The organism is Allobosea sp. NPDC055594 (assembly GCF_053618995.1).
In genome coordinates this window covers 163,731-175,967 of record NZ_JBSHIO010000002.1, presented here as the reverse complement: position 1 = coordinate 175,967, position 12,237 = coordinate 163,731, and the positions used below count along the sequence as shown (strand labels likewise).

At 67.2% G+C, this 12,237-nt stretch carries 12 protein-coding genes; 5 read left to right on the top strand and 7 right to left on the bottom strand.

Annotation, left to right across the window (positions count from 1 at the left end):
• Positions 1 to 184 precede the first annotated feature (184 nt).
• The gene (locus tag ACWGRX_RS04840) at positions 185 to 670 is read left to right on the top strand and encodes a glycosyltransferase family A protein (RefSeq protein WP_452116622.1); all 486 of its coding nucleotides are present in this window, start codon (positions 185 to 187) and stop codon (positions 668 to 670) included.
• A 20-nt stretch (positions 671 to 690) separates the two neighbouring features.
• Here the strand turns inward: ACWGRX_RS04840 and ypfJ are convergent, their stop codons facing one another.
• The 4 genes from ypfJ to ACWGRX_RS04820 all read right to left on the bottom strand — a co-directional run bounded on the left by ypfJ (position 691) and on the right by ACWGRX_RS04820 (position 5,052).
• Positions 691 to 1,581, bottom strand: a complete 891-nt coding sequence (ypfJ, locus tag ACWGRX_RS04835) for a KPN_02809 family neutral zinc metallopeptidase (protein WP_291645000.1) — start codon at positions 1,579 to 1,581, stop codon at positions 691 to 693.
• 100 nt (positions 1,582 to 1,681) lie between these two features.
• Complete coding sequence (cydB, locus tag ACWGRX_RS04830; protein WP_452116621.1) at positions 1,682 to 2,686, bottom strand: cytochrome d ubiquinol oxidase subunit II; 1,005 nt, start codon at positions 2,684 to 2,686, stop codon at positions 1,682 to 1,684.
• Between the two features lie 11 nt (positions 2,687 to 2,697).
• Positions 2,698 to 4,128 (bottom strand): cytochrome ubiquinol oxidase subunit I, encoded by a 1,431-nt coding sequence (locus tag ACWGRX_RS04825; RefSeq protein WP_291645004.1) that lies wholly within the window; start codon positions 4,126 to 4,128, stop codon positions 2,698 to 2,700.
• A 141-nt stretch (positions 4,129 to 4,269) separates the two neighbouring features.
• A complete protein-coding gene (locus ACWGRX_RS04820) occupies positions 4,270 to 5,052 on the bottom strand; it encodes a uracil-DNA glycosylase (RefSeq protein ID WP_452116620.1) in 783 nt (260 codons plus the stop codon).
• A gap of 270 nt (positions 5,053 to 5,322) precedes the next feature.
• On the opposite strand from ACWGRX_RS04820, the gene ACWGRX_RS04815 reads away from it, so the two are divergent.
• Positions 5,323 to 7,002: an electron transfer flavoprotein-ubiquinone oxidoreductase gene (locus ACWGRX_RS04815; protein WP_452116619.1), complete on the top strand. Its 1,680-nt coding sequence runs from the start codon at positions 5,323 to 5,325 to the stop codon at positions 7,000 to 7,002.
• Positions 7,003 to 7,125: 123 nt separating this feature from the next.
• On the opposite strand, the gene ACWGRX_RS04810 is transcribed toward ACWGRX_RS04815, so the two are convergent.
• Positions 7,126 to 7,305, bottom strand: a complete 180-nt coding sequence (locus ACWGRX_RS04810; RefSeq protein ID WP_291638305.1) for a hypothetical protein — start codon at positions 7,303 to 7,305, stop codon at positions 7,126 to 7,128.
• A gap of 199 nt (positions 7,306 to 7,504) precedes the next feature.
• Between ACWGRX_RS04810 and ACWGRX_RS04805 the strand changes: the two genes are divergently transcribed.
• Together ACWGRX_RS04805 and ACWGRX_RS04800 are read left to right on the top strand one after the other, a co-directional pair.
• On the top strand, positions 7,505 to 9,277 hold the full coding sequence (locus tag ACWGRX_RS04805; RefSeq protein WP_452116618.1) for a tetratricopeptide repeat protein: 1,773 nt from the start codon (positions 7,505 to 7,507) through the stop codon (positions 9,275 to 9,277).
• A 3-nt stretch (positions 9,278 to 9,280) separates the two neighbouring features.
• Complete coding sequence (locus ACWGRX_RS04800) at positions 9,281 to 10,165, top strand: 4-(cytidine 5'-diphospho)-2-C-methyl-D-erythritol kinase (protein WP_452116617.1); 885 nt, start codon at positions 9,281 to 9,283, stop codon at positions 10,163 to 10,165.
• Between the two features lie 32 nt (positions 10,166 to 10,197).
• Here the strand turns inward: ACWGRX_RS04800 and ACWGRX_RS04795 are convergent, their stop codons facing one another.
• Both ACWGRX_RS04795 and ACWGRX_RS04790 read right to left on the bottom strand, forming a co-directional pair.
• The gene (locus ACWGRX_RS04795) at positions 10,198 to 10,809 is read right to left on the bottom strand and encodes an NUDIX hydrolase (RefSeq protein ID WP_452116616.1); all 612 of its coding nucleotides are present in this window, start codon (positions 10,807 to 10,809) and stop codon (positions 10,198 to 10,200) included.
• On the bottom strand, positions 10,806 to 11,822 hold the full coding sequence (locus ACWGRX_RS04790) for a polyprenyl synthetase family protein (protein WP_291645014.1): 1,017 nt from the start codon (positions 11,820 to 11,822) through the stop codon (positions 10,806 to 10,808). The genes ACWGRX_RS04795 and ACWGRX_RS04790 overlap by 4 nt, the downstream gene beginning before the upstream one ends.
• A 78-nt stretch (positions 11,823 to 11,900) precedes the next feature.
• Between ACWGRX_RS04790 and ACWGRX_RS04785 the strand changes: the two genes are divergently transcribed.
• Entirely contained in the window at positions 11,901 to 12,233 is a 333-nt protein-coding gene (locus tag ACWGRX_RS04785; RefSeq protein WP_452116615.1) for a putative signal transducing protein, read from the top strand.
• The last annotated feature ends 4 nt before the right edge of the window (positions 12,234 to 12,237 follow it).

The following is a 12,237-nucleotide window of genomic DNA, read 5'->3' as shown; positions in this document are numbered from 1 at the left end:
CGGCTCGGCATCGCGGCGCTTCAGCGCCTGCGTCGTCGGCGGTCTCGCGGAGGGGCGAGCTTGGGCCATGGGATCTCTCCTCGCCGGAATCGCCGGCTTCACGGTGAATGAATGTGAACAAAAAGAGAACATATGGCAAGTGGCGGGATTGCGACATGTTGCGCTGCGGCATAGGCTCGGGCTCATGCTCTCAGCTGTCATTCGCGCCAATGGCCGTACCGAAGCGCTGGCCGCGACCCTGTCGGTCCTGATTCCAGCGGTGGCGGGCGGCACGATCGGCCATGCCGTGGTGATCGGCACGGGCGACGACAGTGAAACCGAGCGGCTCGCCGATGTGACGGGGGCGAGCTATGTCGCAGCCCGCAACGGCGCCAGCTGGGCGTCCGGCGTCGAGCGGGCGCGGGGCGACTGGGTGCTCCTGCTCGAGGCTGGCGACCTGCCCGAGCCACATTGGACCGAGGCCGTGGAGCGGCATCTGATGACGGCTGCGGCCACGCCGGCCCTGATGCCATTGCGCGGCATCGCCGCGCTACGCGAATGGGGGGCGGTTTCGCTGCGCTCGCGCGGTGTCCGGGCCGGGCTGATCGCGTCGAAGAAGCAGCTTCTCTCCGGCCGCCTGCCTGCCTCGCCGCGCCGGCTCGCCGTGCGCCGCGGTCGGGCGCAGGCGTAAGACCCGCGAGCCCGGTTTCGTCAGAGCCGGTCGGTCTGGAAGGTGTTGCAGGCCTGCATCGAGCCTGAATTGAAGCCGGCGTTGAACCAGCGCATGCGCTGCGCCGACGAGCCGTGGGTGAAGGAATCCGGCACTACGGCGCCACGCCCGGCCTGCTGCTGCAGCTTGTCGTCGCCGATCGCGGCAGCGGTGCGCATCGCCTCCTCAATGTCGCCGGGCTCGATACGGTCCATCGCCTTGATATTGTAGGCCCAGACGCCAGCGAAGCAGTCGGCCTGCAATTCGACGCGCACCGAAAGCTGGTTCGACTCGCGCTCGGAGAGCCGTTCGCGCATCTGGTTCACCTTGGGCAGGATGCCGAGCAGATTCTGGATGTGGTGGCCGACCTCGTGGCCGATCACATAGGCATAGGCGAAGTCGCCGCCACCGCCGAGCTTGCGCTGCATCTCCTGGAAGAAGGAGGTGTCGAGATAAACGCGCTGGTCGTTCGGGCAATAGAACGGCCCCATTGCCGATTGGGCGGTGCCGCAGCCCGAGCGCGTCACGCCGTCGAAGACGACGAGGCGCGGCGGCTGGTATTTCCGGTTGGCCTGCTGCGGCAGAACCTTCGACCAGATGTCCTCGTTCTGCGCCAGCACCGCCGAGATGAAGCGGCCCATCTCGTCCTTCGGCGGGCCGGCGGATTTGCGCTGCTCCTGCGTCGGCGCGCTGCGCCCGCCGATGCCGCCGATCATCTCGGCGCCGCCGATCAGGATGCGCGGATCGATGCCCAGCGCCCAACCGACCAGCCCGAGCACCACCATGGTGCCGATGCCGATGCCGCCGCGGCCGCCCGGCAGGCCGGCGAACTCGCCGCCGCCGCCACGCCTGTCCTCGAGGTTTTCGGACTGGCGGTAATCTTCCCAACGCATCGTGAGGCCCTTGCTGAAGCCGTGCCAATCTCCGGCAGGCGCGGCCGGAACTCAAGCCTTCATTCGGCTTCGTCCCGCTTGGGCCGATGCGTCGAGGCGCTCAGTGATAGCCGCTATCGGCTTTCACCTTGCCGCGGAAGGTCCAGTACACGAAGGCGGTGTAGAACAGGATCATCGGCAGCAGGAAGCTCACCCCGATCAGCACGAAGATGTGCGAGCTCGGCGCTGCTGCAGTGTCCCAGATCGTCAGGCCGGGCGGCACGAGATATGGGAAGTTCGAGATCGCCAAGCCGAGGAAGCAGAGCACGAAGATCGCGATCGTGAAGGCGAAGGGCGTGAACTCGTGGTTCCCGCGCAGCCGCTTCCAGACCATGTAGCCGCAGAAGGCGGTCAGCACCGGGAAGGGCCAGAGCAGCATGAGGTTCGAGGGCGTGAACCAGCGCTCGGCGATCCGCGGATGGGCATAGGGCGTCCACAGCGAGACCAGCGCCGCGAAGGCGAGCAGGCCGAGCAGCAGGACCTTGGCCTGCCCACGGGCCCGGTCGGCGACCGGACCTTCGGTCTTGAAGACGAGCCAGGTCGCGCCGAGCAGGGCATAGCCGACGACGACGCCCGCCCCGCACATCAGCGTGAAGGGCGTCAGCCAGTCGAAGGGGCCGCCGGCGAACTGGTTGTCGACGACCTTGATGCCCTGGATCAGCCCGCCGAGGATGACGCCCTGGGCGAAGGCGGCGCTGGTCGAGCCGAGCCAGAAGGCGAGATCCCAGATCCTGTGCTTCGGCTTCGCCACCCAGCGGAACTCGAAGGCGACGCCGCGGAAGATCAGCGAGAGCAGCATCAGCGTCACCGGCAGATAGAGGGCCGGCATGATCACTGCGTAGGCCAGCGGGAAAGCCACCCAGAGTCCGGCGCCGCCGAGCACCAGCCAGGTCTCGTTGCCGTCCCAGAACGGCGCGACCGAGTTCATCATCTGGTCGCGCTCGCCTTCGTCCCCGGTCGTCGGGAACAGGATGGCGATGCCGAGGTCGAAACCGTCCAGCACCACATAGAGCATCACGGCGGTGCCGATCAGCCCGGCCCAGATCACGGGGAGATACCATTCCATCTGGGTTCTCCTCAGAGCGCCGGCTGGATCTTGTCGTCGCCGGGCTTGCCGTCGCCGAACAAATGGGAGGCAGGCCCCTGGGCCGCCTTCAATGTCCGCTTCGAGGGCTGCTCGGGCGGATCCTCGGGGCTGATCTCGTCGGGTCCCTTGGCGATCAGGCGGTTGATCAGGAGGATGCCGGCGGTGAACACCACGCAATAGACGAAGACGAACAGCGCCAGCGAGATCGCGACCTCGGCGGTGGTGATCGGCGAGACCGCATCCTTGGAACGCAGGATGCCGGTCGCGATCCAGGGCTGGCGCCCGACCTCGGTGACGAACCAGCCGGCGAGGATGGCGACGAAGCCAGCCGGCCAGGTGTACTGGGCGATCCAGAGCCAGCGTCGCGATTCGAAGATCCGGCCGCGCCACCAGAACCAGGCGCCGACCCAGCCGAACAGGATCATCAGCGTGCCGAGCCCGACCATCAATCGGAAGCCGAAGAAGGGGATCAGCACCGGCGGCCTGTCCTCGACCTTGAAGTCCTTCAGGCTCGGGAACAGCGCGTCCATGCTGCCATGGGTGAGCAGGCTGGCGACGCCGGGGATCGAGATCTCGAAGCGGTTCAGCTCGGCCTTCTCGTCGGGCCAGGCGAAGAGCACGAGCGCGCCGGGCTTCGAGGAATCCCAGTGCGCCTCGATCGCGGCGAGCTTGGCGGGCTGGTAGATCGCGGTCTGCTTGCCGTGGAAGTCACCGATCAGGGCCTGTAGCGGTGCGGTCAGCGCGATCATCAGGATCGCCATCCGCACCATCGTCTTGGCCGATTCGGTGCGATGGCCGGCGAGCAGATGGCGCGCCCCGGTCGCCAGCACCACGAAGGCGGTGGTGAGATAGGCCGCCGTCATCATGTGCGCATAGCGCAGCGGGAAGGTCGGGCTGAAGACGATCTTCATCCAGTCGACGGGATAGGCGATGCCGTCGCGGACCTCGTGGCCGACCGGGTACTGCATCCAGCTATTGGCCGAGAGGATCCAGAAGCCCGACAGCGCCGTGCCGCCGGCGACGATCACCGCCGAGAGGAAATGCAGCCAGGGCGGCACCCGCTTCCAGCCGAAGAGCAGCACGCCGAGGAAGGAGGCTTCCAGGAAGAAGGCGCTCAGCACCTCGTAGCCGATCAGCGGGCCCAGCACATTGCCGGTGACAGCCGAGAACCGGCTCCAGTTCGTGCCGAACTGATAGGAGAGCACGATGCCGGAAACCACGCCCATGGCGAAGGAGACGGCGAAGATCTTGGTCCAGAACCGGGCGAGCAGGTGGAATTTCTGGTCGCCGGTCTTCAGCCAGAGGCCGAGCAGCGTCGCGATATAGGCGGAGAGGCCGATCGTGAAGGCCGGGAAGACGATATGGAATGAGATCGTGAAGGCGAATTGAATGCGGGATAACAGAAAGGCGTCGATTTCCATCGCGTCGCTCCGGTAATCCGGCCAGATACATCAGGCCGCGAGACCCTGCGGGCCACAGGGTCTACTTAGAAACCTGATTAATCAAGGCGAGACGCGCGGGCAGCGCCCGACGATGCCGCAGCGTCGCGATGTCGCGATGCGTCACAATGCGTCGATCGCCGCCTTCAGGGTCCGCAGATCGCGCCAGGCCAGGCGCTTGTCGAGCGGGCTGCGCAAGAGATAGGCCGGGTGCAGGATCGGCAGGGCAGGGATGGTGCGCGTGCCATTGTCGTATGCCAGCCAGCGCCCGCGCGCGGCCATGATGCTCTTGACGTCGAGCAGCGCCATCGAGGAGGGCCGGCCGACACAGACCAGGATGGCCGGATCGACGAGCTCGATCTGGCGCTGGATGAAGGGCAGGCAGATCGCCACCTCCTGCGGCGTCGGCGTCCGGTTCCCCGGCGGTCGCCAGGCCAGGAGATTGGCGATGTAGACCTGCTCGGTCCGCGTCAGCCCGATCGCTGCCAGCATCCGGTCCAGCAATTGCCCGGAGCGGCCGACGAAGGGCAGGCCGGCGCGGTCCTCGTCGGCGCCGGGCGCTTCGCCGACCAGCATCACCCGGGCCGCCGGATTGCCATCGGCGAAGACCAGGTTCTTGGCCGTGGCCTTCAGCGCGCAGCCTTCGAAACCGGCCATGGCGGCCTTGAGTTCGTCGAGCGTCCGCGCCTCGCGCGCCAGAGCCCGCGCCGAAACAGCCGCCTCGTCCGGTGCGGTCGCGGCGGCAGCATGGCGCAGCGGCGCCGCCGGTACCGGGGCGAGAACCGGGCGGGGCGCTGGCCGGGGCGCGGCGAAATGGTTGTGCGGCGTCTCGTCGAGCGCCTCGGATACGCCCATTTCGGCATACCAGGCGATGATTTCGGCGGGATGCGGCGTGGCTGGCGACATGGCGTCGTGAGCTAGCACGGATCGTAGTAGTGAGGCGACCCGTCCGCCGCCCTTGCTCGCATCGATGCTGCCGGAGGCCGGCGGATCAGGCAGTCTGCACCTCTCACGGCCACCTCGTCGTCATGCCTTTCGCAGTTGCAAATTGCCTCTTACGCCCGGATAGAAGATTTCCAATCTCGATACCGCCCGATCTTGCGCGGGCGTTCATGATCGTTCACATATAAACTATCCTGCGGATCGGGACAGGTCGGGCCGTTGGCGGAGGGCAGAATGACACTCGAGGAAGCGCAGAGCACCCCGCGCGAAAGCATGGAATACGACGTCGTCATCGTCGGCGCCGGCCCCGCGGGGCTCGCTGCTGCCATCCGCCTGAAGCAGCTCGACGAGAATATTTCGGTCGTCGTGGTCGAGAAGGGGTCCGAGGTCGGCGCCCATATCCTCTCCGGCGCGGTGATCGATCCGATCGGCCTCGACAAGCTCCTGCCCGATTGGCGTGAGGATGAGGCCCGCCCGCTGCACACCCAGGTCACCGAGGACGTCTTCTATTTCCTCGGCCCGGCCGGCGGCGCTCGCCTGCCGAATTTCGCCATGCCGAAGCTGATGAACAATCACGGCAATTTCGTCGGTTCGCTCGGCCTGGTCGCGCGCTATCTCGCCGCCCGCGCCGAGGCGCTCGGGGTCGAGATCTATCCGGGCTTCGCCGCCGCCGAGCTCCTGTTCAACGAGGATGGTTCGGTCGCCGGCATCGCCACCGGCGACATGGGCATCGCCAAGGACGGCAGCGTCTCGGACCGCTTCACCCGTGGCATGGAGCTGCGCGGCCGCTATACGCTGCTCGGCGAGGGTGCCCGCGGCTCGCTCTCCAAGATCGCGATCAAGCGCTTCGCCCTCGACGAGGGCCGCGAGCCGCAGAAATTCGGCATCGGCCTCAAGGAGATCTGGCAGGTCAAGCCGGAGAAGTTCAGGAAGGGGCTGGTGCAGCACTCCTTCGGCTGGCCGCTCGACATGTCGACCGGCGGCGGCTCCTTCCTCTATCATTTCGACGACAATCTGGTCTCGGTCGGCTTCGTCGTCCATCTCAACTATACCAACCCGACTCTTTCGCCCTTCGACGAATTCCAGCGCTTCAAGACGCATCCGATGATTCGCGACGTCTTCGAGGGCGCCAAGCGGCTCTCCTACGGCTCGCGCGCGATCACCGAGGGCGGGTTCCAGTCCGTGCCGAAGCTGACCTTCCCGGGCGGGGCGCTGCTCGGCTGCGCCGCCGGTTTCGTCAACGTGCCGCGCATCAAGGGCAGCCACAACGCCATCCTGTCCGGCATGCTGGCGGCGGAGCATCTCGTGCCGGCGCTGGCTGCCGGCCGCGCCCATGACGAGGTCGCGGAGATCGAGGCGAGCTGGCGCGGTTCCGAGATCGGGCGCGACCTCAAGCCGGTGCGCAACGTCAAGCCGCTCTGGTCGAAGCTCGGCACCTTCGGCGGCGTCGCGCTCGGCGGCGTCGACATGTGGCTGAACCAGCTCTTCGGCTGGTCGCCCTTCGGCACGATGGCGCATGGCAAGCCCGATTACGCCACGCTGAAGCCGATCACCGAGGTCACGCCGATCGTCTACCCGAAGCCCGACGGCAAGATCTCCTTCGACAAGCTCTCCTCGGTCTTCCTCTCGGCGACGAATCACGAGGAGGACCAGCCGGCCCATCTGAAGCTGACCGATCCTAATGTGCCGGTGCTGCAGAACCTGCCGCTCTATGGCGAGCCGGCGCGGCTCTACTGCCCGGCCGGCGTCTATGAGGTCGTCTATGCCGATCCCGAGGCCAAGACCGAGCCGCGCTTCGTGATCAACGCGCAGAACTGCGTGCACTGCAAGACCTGCGACATCAAGGACCCCGCCCAGAACATCACCTGGACGGTGCCGGAAGGGGCGGGCGGCCCGAACTATTCCAATATGTAGAGATTGCGATTCCCGGAGCGCTTGACGCTTCCGGTGGGTGGAATCCTGCAGTTTTCCATCCATCACAAGAAAAGCCGCGCCGGCTGGACCGGCGCGGCCTTGAAGCAGCGGCGGGCCCGCGAATCAGCCCTTGCGAATGACCGGAGCGGTTTTTTCGGGCGCAGGCGTCGCGCAGCCGCCAGCGAGGCTGGCGAGAGCGAGGACGGCCGCGAGCGCAAGCGAGACCTTCTTCATTCGAACTGTCCCAAGCGAATCGTCGCGAAAGGCCGCGACAGCTCGGAAGACTACGCCCGATTTCTTCATGAAATCTGTCGGGAATGCCGATAGTTTCTCGCGGCCGGCCCTTTCACGTCAGCGTGACGCGTCTTCTGCAATGCAGCGGCAGGCTTGTCGGGCCGCCCGGAAACAGCCATGTTGCGCGCTTAACCGATCAGGTCACGGTCCAGTCCACGGACATGCTCCCGGCGGCGGGCGAGGGGCGGACCGAGGGAGAATGGTAAACGTGACGTTCAAGTGCGACGGCCGCGGCCGCAGCGCCGTGTTGGCGCTGGCTTTCCTGGCGCTTCTGCAGAGCGGCGTGCCATTTTCGGCGCAGGCTCAGGCGCGCCCCGTCGAGAAGTTCGAAGCGGCGGAAAGCCTCGAAGGTAATTATCTCGCGGCGGTGGTCGCAGGTGCGGGGCGCGACCTTGCCGCCGCATCGGCTTATCTGCGCGAGGCGATCAAGGATGATCCGCAGAACAGCGATTTGCTCGAGCGGGGCTTCGTGGCTTTCCTCGCCGACGGAGCCATGGGCGACACCTTCCGCGCCGCCGAAAAATTGGTGCAGCGCGATCCCTCGAACGGCCTGGCGCAACTGGCGCTCGGCGTGCGGGCTCTGAAGCAGAAATCCTACGCGACAGCCCGCAATCAGCTGCAGCGCGGCGGGCGCGGCCGCTCGGCCGACATCACCGCGACATTGCTGGCGGCCTGGGCCTATGCCGGCTCGGGCGACACCAAGCGTGCGCTGGATACCCTGGAGCGGCTGCGCGGCGAATCGACCTTCGACCGCTTCCGTGACTTTCATGCCGGGCTGATCCTCGACATTGCCGGGCGCAAGAGCGAATCGACCCGCCGGCTCAAGGCGGCCTATGAGGCCGAACGGACCAATCTGCGCCTGGTCGATATTTGGGCGCGCCATCAGGCGCGGGCCGGCGATCGCGAGGCCGCTCTGGCGACGCTCAACGAATTCGAGCAGCGCGTCCGTCCCAACCATCCCGTGGTGCGCGATGCGCTTGCCAAGGTCGGTGCCAAGGAGCCGCTGCCGCGCATCGTCGCCAGCACCCAGCAGGGCGCGGCCGAGGTGCTCTATGGCCTGGCCAGCGCCGGAATCCTGCAGGGTGACGAAGCCACGGCCCTGCTCTACCTCAGGCTCGCGGTCTATCTCGACCCCAGCCATGATCTCGCCGTGCTGACGCTCGGCGACATCCTCGAACGTGCCAAGCAGAGCGAGGACGCGGTCGATGTCTATCGGCGCATGCCGGAGAATTCGGCCTTGCGCCCGGTCGCCGACATCCAGATCGGACTCGGCCTCGAGACGCTGGGCAAGACCGAGGAGGCGGTGAAGCATATGGAGGCGCTGATCGCGGCGCGTCCGGACGATGTCGAGGCGATTTCCGCCCTCGGCAACATCTACCGCTCGCGCAAGCGCTTCGAGGAGGCGGCCGACGCCTACAACAAGGCGATCGGCAAGCTGGCCTCGCCCGGCCGCTCGAATTGGGATCTCTTCTATTCGCGCGGCATCTCCTATGAGCGCACCAAGCGCTGGCCGGAGGCGGAAGCCGATCTGCGCAAGGCGCTGGAGCTGATGCCGGAGGCTCTCGGCCGCGAGCGGGCGCTGGTCCTCAACTATCTCGGCTATTCATTGGTGGACCGGAACCTCAAGCTCGATGAGGCGCTCGGCATGCTGCGCCGCGCCGTCGATTTGCGGCCCCGCGACGGCTACATCATCGATTCGCTGGGTTGGGCGCATTACCGGCTTGGCCGCTACGACGAGGCCGTGGTCGAGCTCGAGCGCGCCATGGAGCTGCGCCCCTCCGATCCGGTGATCAACGACCATCTCGGCGACGTCTACTGGCGCACCGGCCGCCCGCTCGAGGCGAGGTTCCAGTGGAACCATGCCCGCGATCTCGGCCCGGAAGCGGAGGATCTGGAGAAGATCCTGCGCAAGATCGAGAAGGGGCTCGACGAGGCACCGCCCTCGGCGAGCGCCGCCGAGCCGAAGAAGGATGGCGGCTGAGCCTTGCAGGCTCGTCTCACCACCCGCGCCCCGGCCAAGGTCAACCTCAGCCTGCGCATCCTCGGCCGGCGTGCCGACGGCTACCACGAGCTCGACAGCCTCGTCGCCTTCGCCGGTGTCGGCGACGCGCTGACGCTGCTGCCGGGCGCGGAGAGCGGGATCGCGATCTCCGGCCCCTTCGCTGCAGGGCTTTCGGTGGCAGCCGACAATCTGGTGCTGAAGGCGGAAACCGCCCTGCGCGATCAGGTGCCGGGGCTGCGGTCCGGCCGTTTCCTGCTCGTGAAGCGCCTGCCGGTCGCATCCGGCATCGGCGGCGGCTCGGCCGATGCCGCGGCCGCGCTACGCCTGCTCGCGCGGCTGAACGGCCTGCCGGCCGATGCTCCCTTGCTCTATGCCGCCGCGGCGCGCGTCGGCGCCGATGTCCCGATCTGCCTCGCGGCGAAGACGCGCATCATGCAGGGCATCGGCGAGCGGCTCGGCCCACCGCTGCGACTGCCGCGGCTGTTCGCGCTGCTGGTCAATCCGGGCGTCGCGGTGGAAACAGCCGCGGTGTTCCGCGATCTCGGTCTCCAGCCGGGGCAGGATCATGCGGCAGGGGCGAGCGCCTTCGCGCTGAATGGCCCGCATGCGGCTTCGCAGGAGGCCTTCGCCACTGCGCTGGCTGTGTCGGGCAATGATCTGGAGGCGCCTGCCAGGGCGGCCGCGCCGGTCATCGGCGAAGTCCTGGCGCTGCTCGCGGCCTTGCCCGGATGCCGGTTGGCACGCATGTCGGGCTCGGGCGCGACCTGCTTTGCCCTGTTCGATGATTGTCGGGCGAGCGCGGCAGCGGCCAGGGCACTCGCGCGCCGGCAGCCGGGCTGGTGGATCAAGCCGACGGTGCTTGGGTAAGGTGCTCGTCCTTCAGCGGCAGGTAGGGCGATCTAGCGGCCGGTCGCCCCGAAGCCCGGCACCAGGCCCTTGAGCGTCAAGAGCCCGATTGCGGCGACAGTGGTCGCGTCCCTGATGGCGCCGTTCTCGATCATCGCCCTGACCTCGGAAGCGGAGAAGCGCCGCGTGACCAGGCCCTGCTCCTCATGGTCCAGTTGGCGCGGCACCGCAGTGAGCTGCCGCGCCAGGAAGATGCGGCAGCCCTGGTTCGAGTAGCCATAGCATTCGTAGAGATAGCCGGCCTGGATCATCTCGCCGGCCTCGAGCCCGCATTCCTCGCGCAACTCGCCGCGGGCGACGGTGAGCGGGTCGGCCTCCGGCAGGTTCTCCCAGGAGCCCTGTGGGATTTCCCAGAAACGGCCTCCGACCGGATAGCGATACTGCTCGACGAGATGCAGGTCGCCATTCGCCTCGATGGCGACGATGGCGACGAAATCCGTCTTCTCGACGACGCCGTAGATGCCTCTGGAGCCGTCCTGCCGGAGGATCTCGTCCTCCCGCACGCGCATCCAACGATTCTCGTAGACGAGGCGGGATGACAGCGTGGCGATCTCCGCCGGCTGCTCCTGCATCTTGCCGGAGGCCGTTCCGGGAGCGTCGTTCAATGGGCCCGCGCCACGCAGAAATCGACGGCGTCGTTGAGCGCCTGCTTCATCGGCGATTGCGGGAACAGGCCGAGCGCGTCCTTGGCCATCTTGGCATAGTGGCGGGCGCGCTCGACCGTGTCCTCGATCGCCCGGTGCTTGCGCATCAGCGCCTGCGCTTCTGCCAGATCGCCTTCGCCGATCTGGCCTTCCTGCAGGGTGCGGCGCCAGAAGCCGCGCTCGCTCTCATCGCCGCGCCGGAAGGAAAGCACCACCGGCAAGGTGATCTTGCCCTCGCGGAAATCGTCGCCGGTGTTCTTGCCGAGCGCGCCGGACGAGCCGCCATAATCGAGTGCGTCGTCGATCAGCTGGAAGGCGATGCCGAGATTGAGTCCGTAGCTGCGGCAGGCCGCGGCATCGGCCTTGGGCGAGCCGGCGATTACCGGCCCGACCTCGCAGGCGGCGGCAAAGAGCTCGGCGGTCTTGCCGCGGATCACGGCGAGATATTCGTCCTCGGTCGTCTCGGTGTTCTTGGCAGCGGCGAGCTGCATCACCTCGCCCTCGGCGATGACGGCCGCGGCGGTCGAGAGGATGTCGAGCGCGCGCAGCGAGCCGACCTCGACCATCATCTTGAAGGCCTGGCCGAGCAGGAAGTCACCGACCAGCACGCTTGCCTCATTGCCCCAGAGCATGCGGGCGGCAGCCTTGCCGCGGCGCATGTCGCTCTCGTCGACGACGTCGTCGTGCAGCAGCGTCGCGGTGTGCATGAACTCGACCGAGGCCGCGAGCTTGACGTGCCCCTCGCCGGCGTAGCCGCAGAGCGCGGCCGTCGCGAGCGTCAGCATCGGGCGCAGACGCTTGCCGCCGGAGGAGATCAGATGGTTGGCGACCTCCGGGATCATCGTCACCTGGGAGCCCGTCCGCGACAGGATCATCGCGTTGACGCGTTCCATATCGGCGCGGGTCAGGCCGACCAGGGCCTCGATCCCGGCCTTGCCGGCTTCCTTGTCCTCGAAGGCTACGACGACGCCCACGCTCAAACTCCGACTTTTCCGGCGCGGGTGATGCGCCCTGTCTTTGCTGCAATGCCCTTTGCCACGAGCGTCGCATGCGTGACCAGCCCCGGCAATCACCGTCGCGCCGCACTATCTGGTGCGTTGGTGTCGCAGCGCGGCGATTTTGCGCTTGCGCGGCTTATCGGCCACGGGCTCCATGGCGCCATGCACGAACTGGTCCGCTCCAATGATCTCGTCCTGCTAGGCGCCATCGAGGCGCTGCTGACCTCGGCCAATCTGGATTGCCTGATCGCCGATCAGCACATCAGCGCGCTCGAAGGCATGATCGGCGCCTTTCCGCGCCGGCTGCTGGTGCGCGAGGCCGATCGCAAGCGCGCCCGGGCCCTGCTGGTCGAGGCAGGCTTCGGTGGCGAATTGCGACCGGAATGACATG

What these genes read in the sequence shown, in the direction of transcription:
- ACWGRX_RS04840 (WP_452116622.1), top strand. Translation starts at nt 185, where the DNA reads ATGCTCTCAGCTGTCATTCGCGCCAATGGCCGTACCGAAGCGCTGGCC.
- ypfJ (WP_291645000.1), bottom strand. Translation starts at nt 1,581, where the DNA reads ATGCGTTGGGAAGATTACCGCCAGTCCGAAAACCTCGAGGACAGGCGT.
- cydB (WP_452116621.1), bottom strand. Translation starts at nt 2,686, where the DNA reads ATGGAATGGTATCTCCCCGTGATCTGGGCCGGGCTGATCGGCACCGCC.
- ACWGRX_RS04825 (WP_291645004.1), bottom strand. Translation starts at nt 4,128, where the DNA reads ATGGAAATCGACGCCTTTCTGTTATCCCGCATTCAATTCGCCTTCACG.
- ACWGRX_RS04820 (WP_452116620.1), bottom strand. Translation starts at nt 5,052, where the DNA reads ATGTCGCCAGCCACGCCGCATCCCGCCGAAATCATCGCCTGGTATGCC.
- ACWGRX_RS04815 (WP_452116619.1), top strand. Translation starts at nt 5,323, where the DNA reads ATGACACTCGAGGAAGCGCAGAGCACCCCGCGCGAAAGCATGGAATAC.
- ACWGRX_RS04810 (WP_291638305.1), bottom strand. Translation starts at nt 7,305, where the DNA reads ATGAAGAAATCGGGCGTAGTCTTCCGAGCTGTCGCGGCCTTTCGCGAC.